This is a genomic window from Methylomonas defluvii, assembly GCF_033949435.1.
Lineage (GTDB): Bacteria > Pseudomonadota > Gammaproteobacteria > Methylococcales > Methylomonadaceae > Methylomonas > Methylomonas defluvii.
In genome coordinates, this window is the sequence record NZ_JAXARY010000003.1 from 1 (window position 1) to 24142 (window position 24142).

23 protein-coding genes are annotated in these 24142 nt (G+C 46.0%); 16 read left to right on the top strand and 7 right to left on the bottom strand.

The genetic code is table 11. The annotated features are described in order from the left end of the window. Positions 1 to 181: 181 nt before the first annotated feature. Entirely contained in the window at positions 182 to 1465 is a 1284-nt protein-coding gene (locus QLH52_RS04390) for a DUF2130 domain-containing protein (protein WP_319960679.1), read from the bottom strand. Positions 1466 to 1592: 127 nt separating this feature from the next. Further along, positions 1593 to 3185: a SulP family inorganic anion transporter gene (locus QLH52_RS04395; protein WP_319960680.1), complete on the bottom strand. Its 1593-nt coding sequence runs from the start codon at positions 3183 to 3185 to the stop codon at positions 1593 to 1595. Between the two features lie 336 nt (positions 3186 to 3521). Here QLH52_RS04395 and pgaB point away from each other — a divergent pair, with 336 nt between their 5' ends. The 16 genes from pgaB (at position 3522) to QLH52_RS04475 (ending at position 19576) form a co-directional block, all read left to right on the top strand. Continuing rightward, on the top strand, positions 3522 to 5441 hold the full coding sequence (gene pgaB, locus QLH52_RS04400) for a poly-beta-1,6-N-acetyl-D-glucosamine N-deacetylase PgaB (protein ID WP_319960681.1): 1920 nt from the start codon (positions 3522 to 3524) through the stop codon (positions 5439 to 5441). 7 nt (positions 5442 to 5448) lie between these two features. Further along, positions 5449 to 6795, top strand: coding sequence for a poly-beta-1,6-N-acetyl-D-glucosamine synthase (gene pgaC / locus QLH52_RS04405; RefSeq protein WP_205450394.1), 1347 nt, complete (start codon positions 5449 to 5451; stop codon positions 6793 to 6795). Then, on the top strand, positions 6792 to 7226 hold the full coding sequence (gene pgaD, locus QLH52_RS04410; RefSeq protein WP_033156520.1) for a poly-beta-1,6-N-acetyl-D-glucosamine biosynthesis protein PgaD: 435 nt from the start codon (positions 6792 to 6794) through the stop codon (positions 7224 to 7226). The genes pgaC and pgaD overlap by 4 nt, the downstream gene beginning before the upstream one ends. 81 nt (positions 7227 to 7307) lie before the next feature. After that, positions 7308 to 7832: a glycine cleavage system transcriptional repressor gene (locus QLH52_RS04415; RefSeq protein ID WP_033156519.1), complete on the top strand. Its 525-nt coding sequence runs from the start codon at positions 7308 to 7310 to the stop codon at positions 7830 to 7832. A 4-nt stretch (positions 7833 to 7836) separates the two neighbouring features. Continuing rightward, positions 7837 to 8310 carry a peroxiredoxin gene (locus QLH52_RS04420; protein WP_319960682.1) on the top strand — a complete coding sequence of 158 codons (474 nt, stop codon included), beginning with the start codon at positions 7837 to 7839 and terminating at the stop codon, positions 8308 to 8310. Between the two features lie 188 nt (positions 8311 to 8498). Then, positions 8499 to 8738 (top strand): OadG family protein, encoded by a 240-nt coding sequence (locus tag QLH52_RS04425; RefSeq protein ID WP_033156517.1) that lies wholly within the window; start codon positions 8499 to 8501, stop codon positions 8736 to 8738. A gap of 53 nt (positions 8739 to 8791) precedes the next feature. Then, the gene (oadA, locus tag QLH52_RS04430; RefSeq protein ID WP_319960683.1) at positions 8792 to 10597 is read left to right on the top strand and encodes a sodium-extruding oxaloacetate decarboxylase subunit alpha; all 1806 of its coding nucleotides are present in this window, start codon (positions 8792 to 8794) and stop codon (positions 10595 to 10597) included. Between the two features lie 142 nt (positions 10598 to 10739). Next, on the top strand, positions 10740 to 11867 hold the full coding sequence (locus QLH52_RS04435; RefSeq protein WP_033156515.1) for a sodium ion-translocating decarboxylase subunit beta: 1128 nt from the start codon (positions 10740 to 10742) through the stop codon (positions 11865 to 11867). Positions 11868 to 11892: 25 nt separating this feature from the next. Continuing rightward, on the top strand, positions 11893 to 13134 hold the full coding sequence (locus QLH52_RS04440; protein ID WP_319960684.1) for a glycosyltransferase: 1242 nt from the start codon (positions 11893 to 11895) through the stop codon (positions 13132 to 13134). 30 nt (positions 13135 to 13164) lie between these two features. Then, positions 13165 to 14235: a glycosyltransferase gene (locus QLH52_RS04445; protein WP_319960685.1), complete on the top strand. Its 1071-nt coding sequence runs from the start codon at positions 13165 to 13167 to the stop codon at positions 14233 to 14235. Continuing rightward, positions 14235 to 15119: a glycosyltransferase family 2 protein gene (locus tag QLH52_RS04450; RefSeq protein ID WP_319960686.1), complete on the top strand. Its 885-nt coding sequence runs from the start codon at positions 14235 to 14237 to the stop codon at positions 15117 to 15119. Before QLH52_RS04445 ends, QLH52_RS04450 begins: the two co-directional genes overlap by 1 nt. A gap of 15 nt (positions 15120 to 15134) precedes the next feature. Beyond that, positions 15135 to 16490: a flippase gene (locus QLH52_RS04455; protein ID WP_319960687.1), complete on the top strand. Its 1356-nt coding sequence runs from the start codon at positions 15135 to 15137 to the stop codon at positions 16488 to 16490. Positions 16491 to 16533: 43 nt separating this feature from the next. Beyond that, a complete protein-coding gene (locus QLH52_RS04460) occupies positions 16534 to 17148 on the top strand; it encodes a hypothetical protein (protein WP_319960688.1) in 615 nt (204 codons plus the stop codon). Next, positions 17142 to 17900 (top strand): DUF268 domain-containing protein, encoded by a 759-nt coding sequence (locus tag QLH52_RS04465; RefSeq protein ID WP_319960689.1) that lies wholly within the window; start codon positions 17142 to 17144, stop codon positions 17898 to 17900. Before QLH52_RS04460 ends, QLH52_RS04465 begins: the two co-directional genes overlap by 7 nt. Further along, positions 17901 to 18701, top strand: a complete 801-nt coding sequence (locus tag QLH52_RS04470) for an FkbM family methyltransferase (RefSeq protein ID WP_319960690.1) — start codon at positions 17901 to 17903, stop codon at positions 18699 to 18701. A gap of 8 nt (positions 18702 to 18709) precedes the next feature. Beyond that, entirely contained in the window at positions 18710 to 19576 is an 867-nt protein-coding gene (locus tag QLH52_RS04475) for an alpha-1,2-fucosyltransferase (RefSeq protein WP_319960691.1), read from the top strand. Between the two features lie 80 nt (positions 19577 to 19656). Here the strand turns inward: QLH52_RS04475 and QLH52_RS04480 are convergent, their stop codons facing one another. Genes QLH52_RS04480 through QLH52_RS04500 form a run of 5 tightly spaced genes read right to left on the bottom strand, consistent with a single transcriptional unit; the run spans position 19657 to position 24094 of the window. Continuing rightward, positions 19657 to 20814 carry a glycosyltransferase family protein gene (locus QLH52_RS04480; RefSeq protein WP_319960692.1) on the bottom strand — a complete coding sequence of 386 codons (1158 nt, stop codon included), beginning with the start codon at positions 20812 to 20814 and terminating at the stop codon, positions 19657 to 19659. Between the two features lie 54 nt (positions 20815 to 20868). After that, the gene (locus QLH52_RS04485) at positions 20869 to 21642 is read right to left on the bottom strand and encodes a class I SAM-dependent DNA methyltransferase (protein WP_319960693.1); all 774 of its coding nucleotides are present in this window, start codon (positions 21640 to 21642) and stop codon (positions 20869 to 20871) included. Then, the gene (locus QLH52_RS04490; protein WP_319960694.1) at positions 21639 to 22748 is read right to left on the bottom strand and encodes a DegT/DnrJ/EryC1/StrS family aminotransferase; all 1110 of its coding nucleotides are present in this window, start codon (positions 22746 to 22748) and stop codon (positions 21639 to 21641) included. Before QLH52_RS04490 ends, QLH52_RS04485 begins: the two co-directional genes overlap by 4 nt. Beyond that, positions 22749 to 23186 carry a cupin domain-containing protein gene (locus tag QLH52_RS04495; protein ID WP_319960695.1) on the bottom strand — a complete coding sequence of 146 codons (438 nt, stop codon included), beginning with the start codon at positions 23184 to 23186 and terminating at the stop codon, positions 22749 to 22751. It abuts the gene before it with no gap. After that, positions 23183 to 24094, bottom strand: coding sequence for a glycosyltransferase (locus QLH52_RS04500; RefSeq protein ID WP_319960696.1), 912 nt, complete (start codon positions 24092 to 24094; stop codon positions 23183 to 23185). Before QLH52_RS04500 ends, QLH52_RS04495 begins: the two co-directional genes overlap by 4 nt. Between the last annotated feature and the right edge of the window lie 48 nt (positions 24095 to 24142).

The window sequence follows — 24142 nt, forward strand, 5'->3', positions numbered from 1 at the left end:
CTTCCAAATCAGCGGTTTGTACTTCTTCTTCGGCCCAATTGCTCATCGCTGTTCTCCATCATCTATATGCCTCATGCCTCCTGGTAGTTTAGTCGTTGGGAGACTTGTGTATAACGATGAGAGCCGGAGCTTGGGAACCAGACAAAACCAGACCGACCAGTTCGACCGTCGGGTTGATAGCTCAGTCCAACTCATCATCCATTCCAAGCGCCCGCATTTCCAAGCCCTCGATCTCTTGCAAGGATTTGCCTGCAATGCCCTGTAAGTCGCCGTACATGCCGACCGTGGCGTTCATCACCCGCTCGATTTGCGCTTCGCGCTTGGCCCATTGTTTGGTGATGGCCTTGCGCTCCTTGTCCAAGTCTTCCTGCATCGTCGAGAAGGCTTCGACGATGGCTTCGACCCGTTGCCGAAAGCGCGGGCCGGTTAAATATTCGTAGACCAAAGCAGTTTTGCCGTGCTGGCCTTCGGCGGCGAGGCGGGCCAAACCGATTTCCAGCAGGGTGTGGCGCAAGATGGTGGCGACCGGTAGGGCGGCGCGGGGGCTGGTGACCCAAACGCCGTCGATGACGTCGAAGGTTTCCACTTCCTTGGGCAAGGCATGGCTGACGATGACCGCCAATTCGGCTTTGGCGGCGCGCTGGTCTTCGCGCAGCTTCACTAACCAGCCGTCGCTCCAGTTTTTGGTGCGCTTGGATTCCCACAAGATGTTGCCGGCCGGGGTGCCGTTCGGGCCGTTGACCCGTTGCAACACGTCGCCGCCGAATTCGCCCTTGGCAACGGGTTCGATACTGTCGAACGGAAATTTGGCGCGCAGCAGGTTTTCCAATTCCAGTTCCTGGACTTCGCCTTGCAGTTGCTGCGAGCCTTGTTCGGCTTTTTGTTTCAGTTCCTCGATTTTTTGCTGCATCGAGGCGATGGTTTGGTCCTTTTCCATCACCCGCAGTTTCAGGCCTTCCTCGGCTTCGCGTTTAGCTTGGCTGCGCACTTCAGCCAGATTGGTTTGCACGCGCTTTTCGATGGTCAGGTCCAGCTCGCGTTTGGCGTCGTCCAGTTCGCGCTGCTTTTTGATCAGCTTGGCTTGGGCTTGCTGGGCTTCGGCCAGTTTGGCGTCGCGGACTTTCAAGACTTCGTTTAACTCCGCCAGTTCCCTGCTTTTATGCTCCAGTTCGGCGGCGGCAGCTTGTTTTGCTTTGCGGGTTTCTTCCTCAATGACCCGCTGGCGCTCGGCTTGCAGTTGCTTGGCAACTTGCTCTGCGACTTGATCGTCCAGGCCGCGCTTGGCTTCGGCCAGCTGTTTTTCCTGATCTTTGATGCCCTGTTCGCGCAAGGCAATCGCTTGGTCTTTCTGTTGTAGCTGCTGCTCAAACTGTTTACGGGTGGCAGCAATTAGCGGCGCGGCCAGCGATTCGGTCAACGGTACTTGCGTGCTGCAATTGGGGCAGGTGATGGTGGCTTCGGTCATGTTTAGGGGCTTTATATAGAGATTCAGGATATGCAGGTATTGGCGTCAGACACACTTGGCATTTTGACCCCGGCATCCGTGCCGGGTGAGGATTTACTGCGTTTGATGGATGGGCGCAAGCCGATATTTATCTGCGCTGTCTAGCGGCTAAAGCATGGTCGCCCAAGGATTCCAAGTCGGCCAGCCCATGAATTTCGCAGCGTCCGCCGCGAGCGATGTAGTCTTCTCGGTAATGGGCGATAAACTCCATCACGGTGTGGTCGATCAAGTCGGCGGCGCTTAAATCGAAGATCACGGTTTGGCCGTCGGCCAAGTTGGCGACCTGGCTTTTTAGCGCCAGAAAATTGGAGAACAAAGCAGCGCCGCTGACTTTAACAATCCAGCTGTTTGGTCCGTTGGCTTGCAGTTTAAAAGATATAGACAGTAAGTTGCCCAAGGGCACGCCGCGGCCGATGTGTAGCAACAATTTGGCGGCGATGCCGATCAGCACGCCGACCAATAGATTGCTGGCCAGAATCGCGCTTATGGTAATCACGAACAAAGCCAGTTGTTCCTTGCCCAAGTCCATGCTTTTGGCAAAGGCTTGCGGCGAAGCCAAGCGATAGCCGGTATAAACCAGCAGCGCGGCCAACGAGGCTAAGGGTATTGTCGAGATCAAGTCCGGAAACAGCACCACAAACAGCAAGACGAAGCCGCCGTGGAAGAAATTAGCCCAGCTGCTGCGGCCGCCGGCGTCGATGTTGGCTGAGCTGCGGACGATTTCGGCAATCATCGGCAAGCCGCCGATCATGCCGGACACCACGTTGCCGATACCGACCGCGCGCAACTCCTTATTCAAGTCGGAATAACGTTTTTCCGGGTCGAGTTTATCGACGGCGGCGGCGCTGAGCAGGCTTTCCAGGCTGCCCACCAGGCAGATTGAAATCACGCTTTCCCAAAACGCCAAGGCGCTCAGTTTGCTGAAATCCGGCAGGTAAAAACTGGCCAACAGACTGTCCGGGAAAGTCACCAGAAAGTGCGATGCAAACAAAACATCTTTAGGAACGATGAACGCTTCGCCCGGCTGCAATTGGTCGAGCTGGAATAGATGGCCCAGCAGGATGCCGGAGGCGATGACGATAATCGGCGCCGGAATCTTGCGCAGTAAGGGCAGCTGGATTTGCGGCCAGCCGATCAGCACCACAATGCCTGCCAATGCGATCAAGCCGATTTGTGGCATGAAGTAAATCAGGCTATGCGGCAAAGCCACGATGCCGGACAGGATGCTGGCACCTTGGCTTTGCACGCCGGCCATCACCGGTAATTGTTTGCTAATGATGATAATGCCAATCGCCGCCAGCATGCCGTGTACTACCGAGGCCGGGAAAAACGCCGCCAAGCGGCCGGCTTTGAAGTAACCCAGCACGGTTTGCAGGGCGCCGGCGATGACGATGGCCGCCAAGGTGTAGCGGTAGCCGGCCATTGCATCGCCGTCGCCGAGGGTTTGCACCGAGGTCAGAATCACTACGATCAAGCCGGCCGCCGGGCCGGTAATAGTGAGTTGCGCGCCGCCGATGCGCGATACCAGCAAGCCACCGACGATGGCGGAAATGATGCCGGCCATCGGTGGAAAGCCGGAGGCGACGGCGATACCCAGGCACAAGGGCAAGGCGATCAGGAATACCAAAAAGCCGGCGGTAAGGTCTTGCCGCCAAGGATTTGCTAGCGAGGGTTTTTGCATGAATTCTCCGGGTAGGTCGCATGGCCCGATACGCACGCAGTTAAACGGGCAATGAATTGGATGAGGTTTTTATTCAATCATAACCAGTTTTTTCCGAACGTTATGAAGTTTGTGGGCGGATGCCCGTTCCGGCTTTTTGTTACGGGTATGGCTAAGCGGGTATTGAAGGCCGCAGTGGCAGGTTGGTTTTAACGTTTGCCTAGGCCTGCGACAGTGTGTCGCACGGACAAATAAAACGGGCCTAGCCTGATGATTCGGGTAAAATGCGCCGGCCAATTCTGGTCTTTTTTAACACTGAGAACCAGCTGTTTCCAGTTTCTTTTCCCGCTTAAATTAATGAATATGCACATTGTTGCTCGCGTAATTTTTGTCTTTTTCTGTTTGTTGTCAGGGCCCTTGCTGGCCGCCGATTCGGGTAACTCCAGCTTTCTGGTATTAAATTATCACGACATTCTCGAAGAAGAAGAGCGGGTGCCGCCATTTGATCGCATCGCAGTCAATAAAGACCATTTGGCCGATCATTTTGCCTGGTTGAAGCAGAACAACTACCACGTTATCAGCGTCCAGGATTTGCTGGATTGCATGAAGGGCGACAAGGTGTTGCCGACTAAAGCCGTGATGTTGACCTTTGACGACGGCTACCTGAGTTTTTATACCCGGGCCATGCCCTTGCTGAAAAAATACAAGTATCCGGCCACCTTGGCGGTAGTCGGTTCTTGGCTGGAGCAGCAGAATGTGCCCGGCGTTAAACCGTTAATGACGCCTGCGCAGATTCGCGAAGTGGCGGAAAGCGGTCTGGTCGAGATTGCCTCGCACACCTATGATTTACACCACGGCATCGTCGCCAATCCGCAAGGCAATCAACAAAGCGCGGTGACTTCGCGTTTGTACAGCAACGAGTACGATGAATACGAGAAAGACGAGGACTATCGCAAACGGATTTTCCAGGAAGTGGATAAAAGCTCTGAGCGCTTGTTTCAGATTTTGGGCAAGCGGCCGCGGGTGATGGTGTGGCCTTACGGCGAATATAACGCCATCGCGCTGGAAGCAACGAAATTGGCGGGCATGCGTCTGACCATGGGCCTGAACGACGGCGCCAATACCCTGGCCGATGCGTATGTGATGAAGCGGATGATGATCACCGACGACGTCAACGCCAAACAGTTCGGTGAAATCGTCAAAAATCAGCGCGTGGGCCAGGAATTGCGGGTCGCGCACGTGGATATGGATTACATCTACGACGATGACGAGGAACAGACCGAGAAGAATTTGGCCCTAGTGGTAGAGAGAATTAAAGCCAGCGGCGCCAATACCGTTTATCTGCAAGCCTATTCCGACCCGGACGGCGACGGTAATGCCGACAAGCTGTATTTCCCTAACCGGCATTTGCCGGTACGCCGGGACATGTTCAATCATGTGACCTTGCAATTGCGCACGCGGGCAGGCGTGAGAGTGTATGCCTGGATGCCGATCATGGCCTATAAAGCCGATGTGCCGCTGAAATGGTACGTGAAAGAATGGCGCGACGGCGAACCGCAGTTGTCCCGACATATCTACACCCGTTTGTCGCCGTTTAACCCGGAAGCCCGGCAGTTTGTCGGCGAAATTTACGAAGACCTGGCGAAACATTGCGACTTTAACGGCATTCTGTTTCACGACGACGGGATTTTGTCGGATTTTGAAGACGTCTCGCCGTTGGCGATGGACTTCAGTCGCAATGTCTGGGGCATGCCGGCCGAGTTCGACAAGATCCACGCATCCAGCGAGTTACGCTTGCGTTGGGCGCAGCATAAAACCGAGTTGATTGGTCAGTTCACCGATTATTTGACCGACAAGGTCCGGTTCTACCGGCCTTACATCAAAACTGCCCGCAATTTTTACTCCTTGCCGCTGTTAAAGCCTTATAGCGAAGAATGGTATGCGCAGTCTTTCCCGGCGTTTTTAAAGCACTATGATTATGTGGCGGTGGAAGCGATGCCTTTCATGGAAGAGGCGGAAAATCCCAAACAATGGTTGATAGAGTTGGTGGAAAAGACCGCGCAATATCCGGACGGATTGGACAAGATGGTGTTCGAATTGCAGGCGGTTAATTGGAAAACCAAGCAGGATATTGCGATGCCGGTGTTTACCGAGCAATTCGAGTTATTGAAAAAACACGGCGCCAAGCATATCGGTTATTACCCGGATAATGTGTTTAACGATCAGCCGAAGTTGGCCGAGCTGAAAAAATTCTTCCCGGTTTCGAGAAAGGATTAAACGATACATGGAAAACTTGCTAGATCAAGCCTGGGTGCAGCAGTTTATCGACTGGTGGTTGATCACCCTGGAATATTTGCAGGAAGTGCCGTGGTGGCAGTTCAACGAATGGCTGTCGCGCTTTGTGTTTTATTATCCGTTGCTGATGGCCTATGTCTGGATGTTGGGCGGCATGATTTATTACGTGCGTTGGGAGCGGAATCGCGGCAATGTGTTGTCCGATCTGCCGCAGTTACCCGAATATCCCTCCGTGTCGATTCTGATCCCTTGCTATAACGAGGGCGAGAATGTCCGGGAGACCATCGAATATCTGCTGCATCAGGAATATCCCAACTACGAAATTATTGCGATCAACGACGGCAGCAAAGACAACACGCTGGAAATTTTGCACGAGCTGGCCGACCAGCACCCACAAATTCGAGTGGTCAATTTAGCCAGCAATCAAGGCAAGGCGGTGGGTTTGCGCACCGCAGCATTATTAGCCAATAGCGAAATTTTGATCGGCATTGACGGTGACGCCTTGCTGGCGCCGAATGCGACGGCCTGGATCGTTCGGCATTTTCTGGAAGATCCGCATGTCGGCGCGGTGACCGGTAATCCGCGTATCCGCAATCGTTCTACCTTGCTGGGTAAAATTCAGGTCGGGGAGTTTTCCGCCATCGTCGGCATGATCAAGCGTGCGCAGCGTTCTTATGGGCATGTATTTACCATTTCCGGAGTGATTGCCGGTTTCCGGAAAACTGCCTTGCACGATGTGGGCTATTGGAGTCCGGACATGGTGACCGAGGACATCGACATTAGCTGGAAACTGCAATTGGCCGGCTGGGCTATCCGTTTTGAGCCCAATGCCTTGTGTTGGGTGTTGATGCCGGAAACGCTAAACGGCTTGTGGAAACAGCGCAGCCGCTGGGCGCAAGGTGGAGTTGAGGTCTTGCTGCGTTATTTCCGGCCGCTGTTTAGCTGGCGTTCCCGTGGTATGTGGCCGCTGTATCTGGAATGCTGCATCAGTTTGACCTGGGCGTTTCTGGTGGTGGCGATGCTGGCGCTGGTGCCGATCGAGTGGCTTAGCAGCGAACCGCAGGAGGCGCTGGAAGATTTATCGCCGCATTGGACCAGTATGTTGTTATGCGTCACCTGTTTGATTCAGTTTGCCGTCAGTTTAACTATCGATTCCAGTTACGAGCGTAAGAGCGGCGGCTCCGCGCAGCATTACTATTGGATGATTTGGTATCCGATTGTCTATTGGCTAATCAATGTCGGGACCACGATTAACGGCTGCATCAAGGCCTTGCGCAAAAAGCGCGGCCAGCGGGCGGTGTGGGTAACCTTGGATAGAGGCTTGAGGCAAAAATGAAAGACATCATCATCAACCAACCGCATCTACAAAGTTTCCGGCAAAAATGCGGTTCGGCGTTTATGTCGGTATTGAGTTGGGTGCTTTGGTTGTATTTTTTGTGGCCCCTGTTTACGCTCGGCGCCTGGTTGATGGGTTTGAAAAGCCTGTCCGACGAGATCCGCTGGTTCGGGGGTTATAAAACGCTGTTGGAATTGTTGCAGTTGTACGGCGAGATCGTGGTGATCATTGCCGGCATCTGGTTGTTTTGGACTTTGTATTTGTCCTGGTTGCATGCCAGCGTCGCTCCGAAGCGGACCGCGCCTGTCACTGATCAACAGTTGGCGGTGGCGTTTAAGGTCGATGAAGCCTTGGTATTGAAGGCTCGGGCCGGCAAAAAAGTAACCGTGCACTTCGATAATCACGCGGTGATTACCGAGATAGATTCATAGTAGTCCGGATTGCTGGGTTGTGGTTCTGCTTTTCGCGGCGTTGATGTTACACTGCGCTAGGCGTATTCAAGGACTTACATTATGCAACTTGCAATCACAGTGTTGGGCGGCAAGTCCAACGGTTTTATCGCGGAAATCCTCTCGGCCCTGAGTGCCTGTCAATGCAGTGTCGTGGAACTGCGCACGTCCAACCTGACCCAAATCACTGCGGCTTATCTGCTGATAGCCGGCAATTGGAATCATATCGCCAAGCTGGAAGGTATGCTGGAAGCGATAAAAGTTCGATTCGAAATTCAGATGAGTTTTTTACGGCCGGATGAAATCCCGCCAGTATTGGAGGGGGTGCCTTACACATTGGAAACCATTTCCATGGATAAAAATGACGTGCTGTTCGCGGTGACATCGTTTTTATTGGACAGGGGCATTTCTATCGAAGAAGTGACTGCCAGCCGCCATCAAGCGGCGTTTTTTAACACGCCGGTGTTCTCCACCAAATATGTATTGCTGGTACCGCCGGAAGTGCGCATTTTATCGTTGCGTGAAGAGTTTCTGGATTTTTGCGACAGCTTGAACATCGACGCTATTCTCGAACCCATTAAAAGGTGATCTGATGACTTTAGCTACTCTCGGCTCCGCCGTTCCCGATTTTGAAATTGCCGCCACCGGCGAAAAAACCGTCAAACTGAGCGACTATCGCGGCAAAAAAGTCGTTTTATATTTCTATCCCAAGGACAACACCCCCGGCTGTACCCAGGAAGGTCAAGGCTTTAGGGATAATATCGAACGGTTTAATCAATTAAATGCCGTTATCCTCGGTGTATCCCGCGACAGCGTGAAAATGCACGAGGGATTTAAATGTAAACAAGAGTTTCCGTTTGATTTGTTATCCGATCAGGACGAGAGCCTTTGCAATTTATTCGATGTCATCAAAATGAAAAACATGTACGGCAAGCAAGTGCGTGGCATAGAGCGTAGCACTTTCCTGATCGACGAAGCGGGTGTGTTGGTCAAGGAGTGGCGCAAGGTGCAGGTCAAAACCCACATTGCCGAAGTGTTGGATTATTTGCAATTGGCTGCTGAATAAATCGGCGCCAATCCATCCTCATTGATGAGGCTATTCAGTTAGCGTCAGACTACTTAAGACGACAGTCTAATAATCTTGTTTTGCCTTACGCCGGCTAGGGCAATTAAACCCTGCGCCCCGCTCAGGATTGTTTAATCCGGCGGTTTTGGCGATAATGAACACAGTTTTTAATCATTTGGACGAAACACATGAACGAAATGCTGTCCTCAGGGATTGAGCTGATGTTGATAGGCATGGGTATGGTCTACGCATTTTTGGCCATGTTGATCGTGGCTATCAATGTGATGTCCCGGCTGGTACGCCGCTACTTTCCGGAAATGCCTGCCAAGTTTTCGGATCAACCTGTCGTGGCAGGCAACGATAAAGCCGTCATCGCTGCTATTACCGCAGCTGTTCATCAGTACCGCAAAAAACATAAACACGGATAATCATACCCAAAAGGTAGCAGTGCTCGGCCCAAAAACGTCATTAGGAGAAAAGAGTGGAAAAGGTAAATAAGCCCCTGGGAATTACTGAGGTGGTATTACGTGACGCCCATCAGTCAATTCTGGCGACCCGGCTACGTATCGAAGACATGCTGCCAATTTGCGAGCAGCTTGATCAAATCGGTTACTGGTCTATCGAATCCTGGGGGGGCGCCACCTTTGATGCGTGTATTCGCTATTTGGGCGAAGATCCTTGGGAGCGTTTACGGCTGTTAAAAAAAGCCATGCCCAATACCCCGCAACAAATGCTGTTCCGCGGGCAAAATATTTTGGGCTACCGGCACTATGCTGACGATGTGGTCGATAAATTTGTCGAGCGTTGCGTGGTCAACGGTATAGACGTATTTCGGATTTTCGATGCGATGAACGATATGCGCAATATCGACCGCGCCATCAGAGCCGTGCTACATACCGATGCCCATGCCCAAGGCACTATTTCCTACACCACCAGTCCGGTACATACGATCAAGAAATGGGTTGAGCAGGGCAAGCAAATTGAGGACATGGGTGCGCACTCTATCTGTATCAAGGACATGGCCGGTTTGTTGACGCCTTACGATGCTTACGAGCTGATCAGCAAACTAAAAAAAGCCGTGGCGATTCCAATCCATATGCAATGCCACGCTACCACCGGTTTAAGTGTCGGTACATACATCAAGGCTGTCGAGGCCGGTGTCGATAATGTCGATACCGCCATCTCGTCGTTGAGCATGACCTATGGTCACAGCCCCACCGAAACCATGGTGGCGGCGTTGGCCGGGCAAAAGCGGGATACCGGTCTGGATTTAACCAAGCTGGAAAAGATCGCTGCTTATTTTAGAGAAGTACGCAAGAAATACGCGCAATTCGAAGGCAGCCTGAAAGGCGTGGATGGCCGGATTTTGGTCTCGCAAGTGCCGGGCGGTATGTTAACCAATATGGAAAGCCAATTGCGGGAACAGGGCGCTGCGGATCGTTTTGACGCGGTGCTGCAGGAAATTCCGTTAGTGCGTAAAGACCTGGGTTACATCCCGCTGGTCACGCCCACTTCGCAAATTGTCGGCACTCAGGCGGTGTTAAACGTGCTGTCCGGGGAACGCTACAAAACGATTAGCAAGGAAACCGCCGGTGTATTGAAAGGCGAATACGGCGCAACGCCAGCCCCAGTCGATAAAGAATTGCAGGCGCGCGTGCTGAACGGCGCCGAGCCTATCACATGCCGACCGGCGGATTTGCTGGAAGCCGAGATGGACAAACTGGTCGCCGAAGTAAAAGCCAAAGCCGCGGCAGAAGGTGTGAAACTGGCCGATAGCGTTGAAGAAGATGCGCTTATTGATGGCTTGTTTGCGCAAGTCGGCTGGAAATTCATTCAAAACCGCGGTAACCCGGAGGCTTTTGAACCTAAACCGGGAGCAGAGAGCGCGACAGCGTCAGTGCCCGCCGTTACCCAGAAAGCCGTGGTCGCAGAGACCTACACTGTTAACGTCGACGGCAAAAACTATCACGTAGCGGTGGCTTCCGGCGGTGCCGACTTAGTCGTTAAACCGGTTACAGTACAGTCCGTTTTGGACAGCGGCCCCATGTTGGCAGCCACTGCGCCTATCGTTAGCGGCAGTGGTGTTGTGGAATCGCCGCTGGCTGGCGTGGTGCTTAAAGTCAATGTCAATGTAGGCTCTCATCTCTCCGAAGGCGATGTGGTTTTGATTATGGAAGCGATGAAAATGGAAACAGAGATTCGCGCCAAAGTCGCCGGTATCGTCAGCGCGGTAAACGTTCGTCAGGGGGATTCCGTGGCGGTCGGCGATGTTTTGGTCACCTTATAATATTTCTTATCGTTTAATGTGGTCTCGGGCCGTTAATTTAGGCCCGGGATCTAAGTAATTCTCTGCTCAGCGATTCGCGCCACGGTGCTGGCGGGTGTGATGGCGGTGATTCTGATCAAACAACCGATTAAATACATAATCCATGGAAAATCTTAGACTGTTGTGGGAAAGCACGGGTATCTATAACGTTACCGGGCCGCAAGTCATTATGATGGCGGTGGGATTTTTGCTGTTGTATCTGGCTATCAAGAAAGGCTTTGAACCTTTGCTGCTATTGCCGATAGGATTTGGCGCGGTGCTGAGCAACATTCCGGTGGCCGGCATGATAGATGAAGGCGGCATCCTTTATTACCTGTATGGTGGTATCAAGGCCGGCATCTTTCCGCTATTGATTTTTATGGGCGTCGGGGCGATGACCGATTTCGGCCCGATGTTGGCTAACCCTAAAACTTTGTTTTTAGGGGCCGCCGCCCAATTCGGGATATTCGCGACTCTATTCGGCGCGTTGGCGTTGAATGCCGTTCCAGGTATGGATTTTACGCTTAAGCAGGCGGCGGCGATTGCCATCATCGGTGGTGCAGACGGCCCCACTGCGATTTATGTGGCGTCCAAATTGGCTCCGGAATTGTTGGGAGCGATTGCGGTGGCCGCGTATTCTTACATGGCATTAGTACCCTTGATTCAACCGCCCATCATGCGCGCGCTGACCAGCGAGCAAGAGCGGCGGATAGAAATGCAACAGCTTAGAGTGGTTAGCAAGGCCGAGAAAATCGTATTTCCTTTGATGTTGCTGGTGTTGACCGCCATGTTGCTGCCTTCGGCGGCACCGCTGGTTGGTATGTTTTGTCTGGGTAACTTGATGAATGCCAGCGGCGTGGTCGAAAGACTGAGCAAAACCGCGCAAAACGAATTGATCAATATTGTCACGATATTCCTGGGTTTGTCGGTTGGCTCCAAACTGAGCGCCGAGGCGTTTTTAAAAATGGAAACGCTGGGTATTTTAGGCTTGGGCGCAGTCGCTTTTTCTATCGGTACTGCAAGCGGTGTGCTGATGGCGAAAGTCATGAACCGTTTCAGCAGTACGCCGATCAATCCGTTGATTGGTGCTGCCGGCGTTTCCGCAGTGCCCATGGCAGCGCGGGTGGCTAATAAAATTGGTTTGGAAAGTAATCCGCACAACTTCCTGTTAATGCACGCGATGGGGCCGAATGTCGCCGGTGTAATAGGCTCGGCGGTGGCTGCGGGTGTGTTGTTGAGTTTGGTGCGTTAGGCCTTCCCAGATAGCTAAACTCTGTATGAGTGCCCAGTCAGCCAAGGACAAACCGATCAAGGTGCTTTGGCTGACATCAAGTTATCCTCGCAGTAAAGACGACAGTGCTTCGGTTTTCTTACGCTATTTGGCGGAAGCTCTGGCAAACCAGAAAGTTAATCTTTATATCCTCTCGCCGGATCATCCGGAAATACACCCAACTAACCACCCTGACGGCATAGTTTCTCGCCATTTTCGTTATTTTTGGCCGCGTAGGTGGCAAATGTTAGCTTACGGCTCCGGGATTTTACCCAACTTGCGGGCTGCGCCTTGGTTGTTGTTGCAGGTGCCTTTTTTCGTTCTATCCATGTTTATGACAGCGGCCGCGATTATGGTTGCCCGCCGGCCGTCGTTGATACACGCCCACTGGATTTTCCCGCAAGGCACGGTAGCGGTATTGTTAGGCAAGCTGTTCAAAATCCCGGTGTTGGTGACCGCGCACGGCGGTGATGCCTTCGCGTTGCGAGGTAGCGTTTTAGGAGCTATCAAACGCTGGACCATAAAGCATTGCGCAGCTTGGACCAGCAACACCGAAGCCACTGCCGATGCCGTAGGCCCGGATTTGCCCAAGCCGCAGATTATTCCCATGGGCATAGACTATGAAAAATTTGCGGCCGGCAATGCTCAAGCGGTACTCAAGCCAAGCAATACGCAAAAAATTATTCTGTTATTTGTCGGGCGCTTGGTTGAAAAAAAAGGCGTGGCCGATCTGATAGTGGCGGTTGCTGATTTGCCTAAAAACCTACTTGATCGCGTTGAATTATGGATTATTGGCGATGGCGTCGAGCGTGAACGTTTAAAAATGTTAGCGGTTGATTTAAAGATTGAAGATAAGGTGGTTTTTTACGGCAGATTTCCGAACGCCATCTTACCGGACTACTATGCGGCAGCTGATATTTTCATCGCTCCATCAATTGTCGACAGCAATGGCGATACGGAAGGCCAAGGTGTAATTTTATTGGAAGCGATGGCTAGCGGTACTGCTGTGATAAGTACGCGCACTGGTGGCGTTGCCGAAATAATTGAGCATGGAAAAACGGGGTTGTTAGTTGATCCTAAGCAAACAAAGTCGCTTTCAAAGGCGATTGAGCAGCTATTGGTGGATGAAACTTTAAGAAAAGGACTGTGCGCATTTGGGAGGCTGACCGCAGAACCTTATGATTGGAAAGAGATCGCCAGTAAGTTTGTCGCTATTTATAGCCGACAATTATGCCGTGCTAAGCCGTGAGCAATGGGTTGAATTTAATCGTTTGCTGTAATGAACATCTACTTCCTGTGTAAGCGGTATTACACCAACAAAGATCTAATTCATGATCGCTTTGGGCGGCTTTACCATTTGCCGAAACAATTGGTGACCCATGGTAGCGATGTTCTTGTTGATGCCATTGACTATCGAAATAACGCAGAAATAAGCGTTAACGAAGCGGGTGTTTCTTTTCATACCATTCCAGCAACGGCAAGCAAGATACCTCGATTTCTTCTGGATGCCTATCGCAATGCTTGTATTGCCAAACCGGATGTTCTCATCGCAAGTGGGGACATTTACATTGGTTACCTAGGGCTTTGGATAGCAAGAAGACTTGGAGTGCCATTTGTCTACGATGTGTATGATTATTACCCGTCTTTTCGGATCAACCGATTTAAAGGACTCGCTTTGCTGTTTGATCATACGGTCAAGAACGCCGATTTGGTTTTATGTGCGAGCCAGCCTCTGTTACAAAAAGTCCTTAACGGACTTAGCCAAAATGCTTTATTAATTGAAAATGGAGTTGATACAAGCTTATTCGATAAAGGCGATGACTTGCTGGCCAGACAGGCGATGAAGCTGATGGCCAATATTCCTTTGGTTGGATATTTCGGTTCCATTACGCCATCCAGAGGACCGCTTCTGATCGAAGCCTGTCGAAAGATCAGATTGGCTCTGCCGAATTTACGTCTTGTAATGGCCGGACGAGTAACAGATGTTTGTCTCGATGAGTCGTGGATAGACTATTTTGGCGAGTTGGGGCAATCTGACATACCAAAACTTATTCAGGCTTGTGACGTGGTATGCGTGCCGTATGCCGATGACACATTTAATAGTATGTCAGGCGCGTGCAAGATTGCGGAATACCTCGCTTGCGGAAAACCAGTAGTAGCTACACGGGTTTCCAATCACGAACAGATCTTTAAATATGCACCATCATCTATTTGTGATCCTGATCCTAACGATATGGCTAAAGCAATCCTCTCACAGCTTCAAAACCCGGAAATAGCTTTATTTCCAGAAGAGTTGGCTTGGCAATCAATAGGCCAAAAACTTTATGAAGCTTTGACTAAGCTTGTCTGATGAAAAATCTTTATATCGTCATTACCGATTTCAATGGCTACACGCAGACTCTACATTGTCTAGAGGCATTGGCGGTTAGCCAATTTCAGGAATTCACTATATTGCTAGTCGATCACGGTACTACTGACACGACAAAAATCGGACTGGCCCAGGATTTTCCGCACGTAATTCGTTTGAAAGGCTCATCCGAGCTTTGGTGGACTGGCGCAACCAATCTGGGTATCCGTACAGCTATAGAGCGTGGGGCGGACTATGTCATGTTGTTAAACAACGATTGCTATGTGACGCCTAATACCGTGGGTCACTTGGTAAAATTGACCGAAGCGCATCCTGACGCCATCATCGCTCCAGTCCAGCGCGATTGGCAAAGCGGACAAATCACCTCTATCAGTCCAAGCACGTGCTTTTTGTTAGGCTTTTCCACTATAGCCGGTCCGAAGAAACTTAGCGCCAAGATGATTTCCAGAGACGTTATTCCAGTCACGCTAATCGTAGGCGGAAGAGGAGTGTTAATTCCTAATTCTGTATTTAACAAAATAGGGTTTTTCGATGAAAAAAACTTGCCGCACTATGGTGCAGATCATGACTTTTATTTGCGAGCACTCAAGAAAAATATAGCTCTATATGTCGCTCCAAAAGTATTCGTGCAAATAAGTAACATACATACATCGCTCGCGGATAATTCAGAGAGTTTAGATATTCTCAAATTCACGAAAACTTTGAGAAGCGTCAGGTCTCATCGTAATCTATCTGATGTGAATGCGTTGTTCAAAATACATTATCCGATTTCAAGCCTATACTCTTTAGGCGTGACATTATATGTCATTCGTTATGTTTTTTTTTATTGTTTACGGCGCATCTTTTACAAAATAAAAATCAGTTAATTATTGAACCACTAAATGACTACTGACTTATCGTGGATAAAATTTCTTCCAAAATTTATAAGTAATCGATTAATTGGGAGGTCCGAACTGCAGTTAATTGTAGCTAATACCAGTTGGTTATTCATCGATAAAATCATTCGGATGGGCGTAGGCTTATTCGTCGGAGTGTGGGTTGCGCGATATCTGGGCCCTGAACAGTTTGGTTTGTGGAGTTACGCTATCGCTTTTACATCATTGTTTAGCGCATTCGCCTCGTTTGGAATAGATAGCATAGTGGTGCGTGAATTGGTAAAAAATCCCGAGCGTCAAAACGAGCTTTTAGGAACAGCGTTTGTACTCAAACTAATTGGCGGAACGTTGACGCTGTTGATTGCTATTGTTGCTATTTTATTATTACGCAATGGTGATACGCTAACTCTATGGATGGTGGCCATTTCTGCAGCGGGCTTTATTTTTCAGTCGTTCAATGTAATAGAATTCTATTTTCAGGCAAGGGTAAGGTCAAAATATACTGTTTTAGCAGCAAGCAGTGCATTTATATTTGTGACGATAGTTAAAGTTATTTTGATTTTGAGTTTTGCTCCTCTAATTTTATTTGCATGGGTGGGATTGATTGAAGTTGGGTTAACTTCATTATTTTTAATAGTTTCATATAAGAAAGACCATAATAATATTTGTTCTTGGAGTTGTAACAAGAGTACAGCTATAAGCCTAATGAAAAATGGCTGGCCACTCGTTTTCTCAAGTTTGGCAATCATGATACAGGCTAGAGTTGATCAAGTTATGTTGGGTGATATGATTGGTAATGCTGAAGTTGGACAGTATTCGGCAGCAATGCGACTTATAGAAGTGTTTTCATTTTTGCCGACAATCATAGTGAGCACATTGTCGCCATATATAACAAAAGCTAAGTTGATTAGCGAAACGCTTTATCATGAAAGATTGTTGGAAATATATAGATTAATGTTTATTTTGTTTTTAGTGGTTGCTATTCCTATATATTTTTGGGGCGGGGAGTTTGTGTTATTTGTGTTTGGTGATGAATATAAAAGAGCAGGAGGGTTATTGTCACTGTTTGCCATAAGGCTTTTTTTTGCAAATTTTGGTGTTGCTAAATCTTTATTTACTGTGAACGAAAGTCTTTTTAAATATGCTCTAATAACGGCAGTCATAGGTGCAATAGTTAATATTCTAGGAAATTATTTATTGATTCCGTATTATGGTGCTGAAGGGGCAATTATTTCGACAATAATTTCTTTTTCAATTACTATATTTATGGTTGATTTGTTCTACACTCCGACTAGGTTAAATTTTTATTTGATGGTCTACGCAGTATTTATTCCATATAAGTTAATAAGAGAGAAGGAGTAATAGGGTGGGGATAGTTCGTTTCGGAGTACCAGAGCAGGAGGTAATGCATATTGCAAAATTGATGAATCTGTCAATTTTTTTTGAGGGAGGTACATATAAGGGACAGACTGCTTTAAGGGTCAGTCGAATGTTCAAGAAAGTTATCACAGTCGAGCGCTCAGAAACAATGTTCAAAATGGCGCAGGCGAACATTGGATATGTTGAAAATATTCAGATGTTAAAAGGCGATACCAGAGACTACATAAAAATAGTTTTAGAGAATAATAATAATGTTCTTTTTTGGTTAGATGCTCATTGGAGTGGCGCGGCAACGTATGGTGATAATGACGAATGTCCGTTGTTAGAGGAATTAAGCTTAATATTTAAATATAAAAAGGATTATGCCATTCTAATAGATGATGCAAGATTATTTATGTCTCCACCACCTAAGCCGCATAAACTAGAGAGTTGGCCAACGCTTAAGGCAATTATTATGATTCTTCCGCATGATTGGGAGTTGGTCATATACGAAGATGTTATCTATTTGTTGCCTGAAAAAATCAGTCTAGTGTGTCGAGAGTATTTTCAGCAAAAAGCATCAAACAAGTGGTTGGCAGCAGAAAGTGATGGTTCATTATTCGCTAGGGTAGGAAAAGCAATAGGAATAATGCGGTGTTAAAATCGGTTTTGTCGAAAAATAGATTTATTAAAAATTTATATGTTATTTTAAGGTTGGTTACGATTGATTTTAAGTTGTCAAATTTAAGAGGATTTATATGGTTTTTCAGAGACTTTATCTCATTAAGCAAGACACAAAACCGTAATTTTAAAAGTGCGCAGCTTCATCCTTGTCTTGATGATAAAAATTACAAGACTCCAATTGATCCAACTTATTTTTTTCAGGACAGTTGGGCAGCAAAGAAAATATTTGAAAATCATCCGAAACACCATTTTGATATTGGTTCAGCGGTAAAAACTATAAGTATAATATCTCAATTTACGCCTACGACTATGATCGACATACGGCCAATTGATTTAAAGCTCGATAACTTTGACTTTGTTCAAGGCTCGATACTCTCTATTCCTTTTGCAGATAATTCCATAATCAGCCTTTCGAGTCTTTGCGTTATAGAACATATAGGTTTGGGAAGATACGGGGACCCGATAGATGCGTTCGGAAGCGAAAAAGCCGCAAGAGAAATTCAGAGAGTCTTGGCGAGAGGTGGAAATTTTTATTGTTCCTTGCCTGTGGACAAGGAATGTAATATTTATTTCAATGCACATAGGGCATTTTCAAGGAGCTATGTGTTTGAGTTATTTTCCGATTTAATCTTGCTGGAAGAGAAATACCATTATGGCCGCGCTATGTATGATAATTACGACGCTCAAAAAGGATTTGGAACAGGATTATTTCATTTTATGAAAAGGTAAATGAGAATGTTGTCGCGACCTGGTCTTTTTCGAAAAGTCTTGAAGCTTGGTTTATTGCGCTTATTTTCGATCATTGAAAATAATAATAATTGCGAATTTTCAACTAATGGAGAAATGCGCTTTCTTGATAATTTGCTGGATTATTTCTCCGGAATAGAAGAGCTTATAGTATTTGATGTTGGTGCTAATGTTGGAGATTATTCGCAAATGTTTGTAGATATGGCGAATAAACGTAAAACAAAATTCTCACTACATGTTTTTGAACCAACTATGAAATGTTTTTTTACGTTGCAAGAAAGGTTCGGATGCATGACAAATATAGTATTGAATAAAAAAGCGCTTTCTTATCAGGAAGGTGTATTAAGTATCTACTATGACAAAGAGCAAAGTGGACTTGCATCATTACATAAGAGAAATTTGACTTATTATGAAATAGAAATGTCTGAATCTGAAAAAGTAGAGGCAGTTTCTGCTGAAAACTATATCCATACCAATAGTGTTAGACACATTAATTTCTTAAAAGTCGATGTTGAGGGGCATGAGCTACAAGTGTTACATGGCTTTGGTGGCTATTTGTCTGGCGATTTTATTGACTTTATTCAGTTTGAATATGGGGGGGCGAATCTAGATTCTCATACAAGTCTAATGGAAATCTATTTTGTTTTGCAAAATAGAGGCTTTACGCTAACAAAAGTTATGGCGAATGGCTTGGAAGTAAGAGAATACTATCCTTATATGGACAATTTTAGCTATGCTAATTACGTTGCAATTTCTAATTCAATTATAAAATCATTCCAATGATTGTATTTATGGCTGATGGGCGGCTAGGTAATCAGATTTTTCAGTTTGCTTTTTTAACGGGATTTGCAAAAAAAAATGAAATTATTTTTTGTATAAACATGAAAAGGTTTTTTGATGCTTTCGATTGTGATTCAGGAAATGTCATAAATTGCTGTAATCGATACGTTATTTATTTAATGAGGCAAGTGGTTATTCCATATCTTATAAGGCCTCTGGCGAATTTGCGTGTATTTGGATACGTTGAGCAAGTAAAGTATGAAGATGGTATTCCTCATGCTAGCTATGAGTATAAAAAAGGAGGGGTGCCACTTAGTTTTGTAAATACTGATTTTTTTCAATCGGAATCTTTTTTTAATCTGGATTCATTTTGTAATAAGGTTAAAATTAAAGCTCAATATTTAACAACTGCTAGTCAGTTTTTGTCTGATATTCCTCTGGAGTATTGTAGGGTGTTTATTCATGTTCGTCGCGGCGATTACTTGAATGAAAAATTTATGGGGGAAAGAGGGATTGATTTGCCAAATAGCTATTTTTTTTACGCTATAAAGTTAATAAAGAGTAAAGTTAAGAATCCGTTTTTTATTTTTTTAACAGATGATCCATCGTATGTTGAGCGGAGCTTTAAGGAGATAAACTCTAAAATTATATCAAAGAATTCCGCAGCAGTGGATTTAGCGATTATGTCTTTATGTGATTCAGGAATAATTTCAAATAGCTCATTTTCATGGTGGGGTTCGGCTTTAATGAAGGATAAGCATGTTGTTGTTGTTCCGAAATATTGGTACGGGTGGAAGCAAAAAATCGATTCGCATCCGAATATTTATCCGTCATGGGGGGTCGTAATTGACGTAAAAGGAACTCAAAGTGCTTTTTGAAAAAATTTCTTTCTATAGGTAAAAGCGATAATCAGGAAAAAAGATAGTCAGGATGTCAACAATGTTCTGAATTTAGAGTTTTATTCTGCATGTGGTATTTGTTTCTCGGCGAAAAATTCGCGTATAAATAAATTAAACCGTATCCCAAAGTCGTATTTAATTGATGCTTCTGTTGCATTTTTTGAATAAAAATTATAGTTATTCATGATTTGAGTAATGGCTTGACTTATTTGTACACTATCAACAGAAGGAAGTAACACTCCAGAGTTTGTTTCGGTGATCGGTCTAAAGCCTATGATGTCGTTCGCGATTACTGGAATCCCTGCTGAAAAATAATTAAATAATTTTCCAGAAGGCGAAGAGATATAATTGAAATCTCCTTTGCTAATAAGTTCAAAATCATAGAAACAAAAACCGATTGAAAACTCGCTAAGATATTCGGAGATATTATTTTGATCTATATATGAAAAATCAAATAAAATTCTGTTTATTTTTATTAAATTTTCGTAATTTTTTAAAAGTTCTTGATAATAGGTGTTGTTGTGGCTGGAAGGTATTCCTTTTATGGTTAATGTATAGTCGTTGTCCAAATAATATAATGCGTTTATACAGGCTTCAATGCCGTGTTTTTTGCTAAGCGTTCCAAAGTATATTAGCTTTTTATTTTTATTTTTATTTGTTATCTCGATTTTTTTCAAAATTGGCGAATTTTGTATTAAGAATGTTTGGGTTGAGCGGGCAGGATTAAAAAAATCTTTCCTTTCTTTTGATTGAATCAATAAATAGGTAATAGGAAATAGGCGGGAGACAAAATTAAGAAAGCCAGTTTGCAATTCAAGAGATAAATAAATTGCGTTTTTGTAGGCAATTGAGGCTAAAATATGACCAAGTGAGTCGACGCCTATTATCAAATCAAATCTTACGCCACATAGTTTGTATTTTAAGATCCTTGTCAAGCATAAGGCCGAAAAATATAGGTTTGCAAGTTTTAAGCGGAATATCAGATTTTCTAACTTTTTAGGGAAACTAATCTGATGCTCACTTAGGCTTTCGGGGCTTATGTATCTGCTTGTATGGGGATATATGAGATATGGCGTAATTCCATTCTGGCTCAGGATTTCTACAGCATTCAATACAGTTGGTGAATAATAAACCCAGTCATTTGGGAAAATAATTAAGGCATTTTTCATTTTTGTATTAAGTTGATTGCTGTAACATACTTTCTCTTTTTTCAGCATTTATAATTAGTGGAATTCTCGCCAGAGAAAATGAATCGTTTTATCCATCCATTATCATAATTTAATAGCAACGATTAGTCCTGCCCAACTATCCGTGCCCAGTTGCTGTTCAGTCAACCAAGTGCTTGATGAGACTTCTAAGAATCCAGCTGAGGCAAGATAACTCCGCAATTCAGGCAAAAATAAATAACGCATCTCATGTGTTTCTTGAAGTTGTTCAACTTGTCCCGTGGCCTTTGACTCAATAAAAACGCTGTAATTGACTTCGACGACATTCTCATTGATTCGCATTTTAGGCTCGGCTATCCGAGTGACTTTGATTTTTTCATCTTCCAGTCGTTTGACGCGTACCTCGGGCCTTTGGGTCAAAACTGCCGGCCCGTACCAGAAATCAAATATAAACAATCCGCCGGGATGTAATTGCGTTGCGGCGTTATTGAATACGGCGCTGAGGTCGATATTTGTTGTCTGGTAACTGATAACATGGAACAAGGCAATTACTGCATCGTATTGTTCACTAGTTTGGATGTCGCGGATATCCCCACACTCAAAAGTAAGGCGTTGGGCTATATGCTTGACGAGCTTTGATTTTCGGTTTGCTGCACGTTTAAGCATGGTTTCACTTAGGTCAATTCCGTGCACGAAATAACCAAAATTAGCTAATTGTTCAGCGTGTGCTCCTGTCCCGCAGCCCAATTCCAACAAGCGCTCCGCTTTCGGCAACTTCTTGCTGAGAAGGTTTGCGATATATTCGCTCTCGGCGCGATAATCTTTGTCTTGATAAAGCAGGTCATAATATCGTGCGTAGCTATCGAACACTGGCTTCATACTAGCACCTTGTGCAAGACTTTCGCGACCTCTCTAATTTGCTCTTCTTTAAGCGCCAGGCCGCTAGGAATGTAAAAACCTTGTCGGTAAAGTCGATCAGCCTCTGGATAACTCTCTTCGGCGAATAAACCCAGCCTTTTTAGTACCGGTTGTTGGTTCATGGGGCAAAAAAACGGTCTGGTGCCGATGCCATTTTCGCCGAGCATACACATAACTTGCTCGACATCTAAAGATGAGTTGTCGGCTAACACCAATCCGAAGACCCAGTAGATATTGTCAGCATACTCGGTGCTTGCCAATGGCAATTGGACATTAGAAAGGTCAGCGAGTAATTCAGTATATAGACGCCCCATGTTTCGCTTTCGGGACACAAATTCTTCCAGCCGTTCCAATTGCGCCAAACCTAGTGCGGCTTGCAGATTAGTCATTCGGAAATTCCAACCCAATCGTTCATGCACAAAGCGTTTTTTAGCTTGAAAACACAAGTTACGTAAACTGCGACAGTCCTCTGCCAATTGTTCATCGTTGGTGACGATCATGCCTCCCTCGCCGGTGGTAATGTGCTTGTTCGGATAGAAGCTGAATGTGCTGATGTCACCAAAACTGCCGCAGGGTCTGCCCCTGTAGGCTTGTCCGTGCATTTCGGCAGCATCTTCGATGACTTTCAATTGATAGTGCCGGGCAATTTCAAGTACAGGGTTCATGTCAACCGGCAAGCCGTAAATATGTACCACTAAAATCGCTTTGCTTCGTGATGTGATTTTCCCCTCAATCTGTTTGATGTCCATGTTCCACGTAAGCGGTTCGCTGTCTACCAGCACTGGTATCGCTCCGGCCCGCACAATTTGTCCGATGCAGGATATGATCGTAAACGCAGGCATGATGACTTCGTCGCCTGGACCAATGCCCAGTGCCTCAATCGCTGCATCGAGTGCTGCGGTGCCGTTACTCACTGCAATGGCGTAACTGCGTCCGACTTTTTCGGCAAATTTGTCTTCGAACTGCTTTATGAATGGACCTTCGGAAGAAATCCAGCCGGTTTCGATGCATTCCAATAGGTAATTTTTTTCATTCCCGTCGAGCAATGGTTCGTTAACAGGGATCATTTACAGATGTTCCCGTATTCTAAGTTGATTGAGGGCTATAGGGTCAAAACGGGTCTTATCATGATCGCCGGCATAGGGCCCCTGCTTTACCTCGATAATCTCGGTAGGCTCCAGCATTTCAAAGCCATGACCACCTAACGATAACAAAATTACATCACCGGCCTCCAGTACGGTGCTTTCCAAATAAACCTGTTCTTCGCTGTAAAAGTCTACTCGTAACCTTCCACTTTTAATAAACAGAACTTCCTTGGTGTATTGCACTTCTCTGGTTACGGGATTGTGCACGTGAGGTGCAATCACATACCCAGTGGGGCGGTTCATGTAGCCAATTTGTTGCGAATAAGTGCCTGGTGTGAAGAACTCGATACCGTCTTTTTTGAAAGAACGCCGAATAATAATGGCGAGTTCGTTATCGTTTTGAACGATTCTACTAATCATTTTATCACCCGAAATTTTTGAAATAATTTAGTGGCTAACTTAATGGGGCTATATATTTTTTTCAACAAGTAAAATTGCTTTATGCGCTTTAACGCAATGGTACTTTCTTCAATACAAATAGGCCAAGAATTGACCTGATTTTTAGATAAATTTACATGAAAATCAGCAGAGACACCGCAATTTTCACCACTACCATCAAATCCAATGTTATTGACTAAAGACACTGTTGGACTCAAGCATAGACCATTTCTGTCAAAAATAGTCGCATACCAAAAAATTGCCCATGTATTTATATTATTCGAAATATTGTCTTCGACTTGACGCCATAGATTGTCAGCGCCATCTATGTTGAATCGAAATATTTTATCCCTACTCCAAGTAGATTTAAGTAGGTGGGGTTTTTTTTCAAAATGGGCCCATCGATCCGCCCAAGTTGCCCAGCCCCAACAATCCATGCCGCGCCAAAAATAACAGTCCGCTAATCCATCAGGTAAGATCGGATGAGACCACCCGCTAATATGCCAAATCTGATCATTACTTTCGAATCGGCTTAAGGATTCATTCATGAATTTAAGAAAATAAGGGCCTGTGACAATATCATCTTCCAAAACTATAATATTTGGGTGCTTACTTAAAATTTCACTAACACCATCTATAATATTAGCTGACAAGCCATAGTTTCGAGTTCGTTCAATAATGCTAATTTTTTTGAATCCTTTGATACTTTTTATGTAGTGTCTAACTTCATCAACAGCATGTCGGTCATTTTCTGATTTTGCACCATCGGCATAAAAAAATACCTCGGAATATTCGGCAAGTAAGTTTTTCTGAAGGGATTCTACAGTTCTCCTGGTATGTGCTGGTCTGTCATAAGTAAAAATTAGTATTGGAGCCGTGATTGGTGTCATTTTTTTTACGTAAGTTTAAGCGGCTGTAAATGGCATTTATTCCCAAAT

Excerpts from the sequence above, each read along its gene's own strand:
- QLH52_RS04440 (WP_319960684.1), top strand. The coding sequence starts at position 11,893 with ATGAGTGCCCAGTCAGCCAAGGACAAACCGATCAAGGTGCTTTGGCTG.
- pgaC (WP_205450394.1), top strand. The coding sequence starts at position 5,449 with ATGGAAAACTTGCTAGATCAAGCCTGGGTGCAGCAGTTTATCGACTGG.
- QLH52_RS04415 (WP_033156519.1), top strand. The coding sequence starts at position 7,308 with ATGCAACTTGCAATCACAGTGTTGGGCGGCAAGTCCAACGGTTTTATC.
- QLH52_RS04475 (WP_319960691.1), top strand. The coding sequence starts at position 18,710 with ATGGCTGATGGGCGGCTAGGTAATCAGATTTTTCAGTTTGCTTTTTTA.
- QLH52_RS04455 (WP_319960687.1), top strand. The coding sequence starts at position 15,135 with ATGACTACTGACTTATCGTGGATAAAATTTCTTCCAAAATTTATAAGT.
- QLH52_RS04460 (WP_319960688.1), top strand. The coding sequence starts at position 16,534 with ATGCATATTGCAAAATTGATGAATCTGTCAATTTTTTTTGAGGGAGGT.
- QLH52_RS04435 (WP_033156515.1), top strand. The coding sequence starts at position 10,740 with ATGGAAAATCTTAGACTGTTGTGGGAAAGCACGGGTATCTATAACGTT.
- QLH52_RS04425 (WP_033156517.1), top strand. The coding sequence starts at position 8,499 with ATGAACGAAATGCTGTCCTCAGGGATTGAGCTGATGTTGATAGGCATG.
- pgaD (WP_033156520.1), top strand. The coding sequence starts at position 6,792 with ATGAAAGACATCATCATCAACCAACCGCATCTACAAAGTTTCCGGCAA.
- QLH52_RS04450 (WP_319960686.1), top strand. The coding sequence starts at position 14,235 with ATGAAAAATCTTTATATCGTCATTACCGATTTCAATGGCTACACGCAG.
- QLH52_RS04470 (WP_319960690.1), top strand. The coding sequence starts at position 17,901 with ATGAGAATGTTGTCGCGACCTGGTCTTTTTCGAAAAGTCTTGAAGCTT.
- QLH52_RS04500 (WP_319960696.1), bottom strand. The coding sequence starts at position 24,094 with ATGACACCAATCACGGCTCCAATACTAATTTTTACTTATGACAGACCA.
- pgaB (WP_319960681.1), top strand. The coding sequence starts at position 3,522 with ATGAATATGCACATTGTTGCTCGCGTAATTTTTGTCTTTTTCTGTTTG.
- QLH52_RS04395 (WP_319960680.1), bottom strand. The coding sequence starts at position 3,185 with ATGCAAAAACCCTCGCTAGCAAATCCTTGGCGGCAAGACCTTACCGCC.
- QLH52_RS04420 (WP_319960682.1), top strand. The coding sequence starts at position 7,837 with ATGACTTTAGCTACTCTCGGCTCCGCCGTTCCCGATTTTGAAATTGCC.
- QLH52_RS04445 (WP_319960685.1), top strand. The coding sequence starts at position 13,165 with ATGAACATCTACTTCCTGTGTAAGCGGTATTACACCAACAAAGATCTA.
- QLH52_RS04390 (WP_319960679.1), bottom strand. The coding sequence starts at position 1,465 with ATGACCGAAGCCACCATCACCTGCCCCAATTGCAGCACGCAAGTACCG.
- QLH52_RS04490 (WP_319960694.1), bottom strand. The coding sequence starts at position 22,748 with ATGATCCCTGTTAACGAACCATTGCTCGACGGGAATGAAAAAAATTAC.
- QLH52_RS04495 (WP_319960695.1), bottom strand. The coding sequence starts at position 23,186 with ATGATTAGTAGAATCGTTCAAAACGATAACGAACTCGCCATTATTATT.
- QLH52_RS04485 (WP_319960693.1), bottom strand. The coding sequence starts at position 21,642 with ATGAAGCCAGTGTTCGATAGCTACGCACGATATTATGACCTGCTTTAT.
- QLH52_RS04480 (WP_319960692.1), bottom strand. The coding sequence starts at position 20,814 with ATGCTGAAAAAAGAGAAAGTATGTTACAGCAATCAACTTAATACAAAA.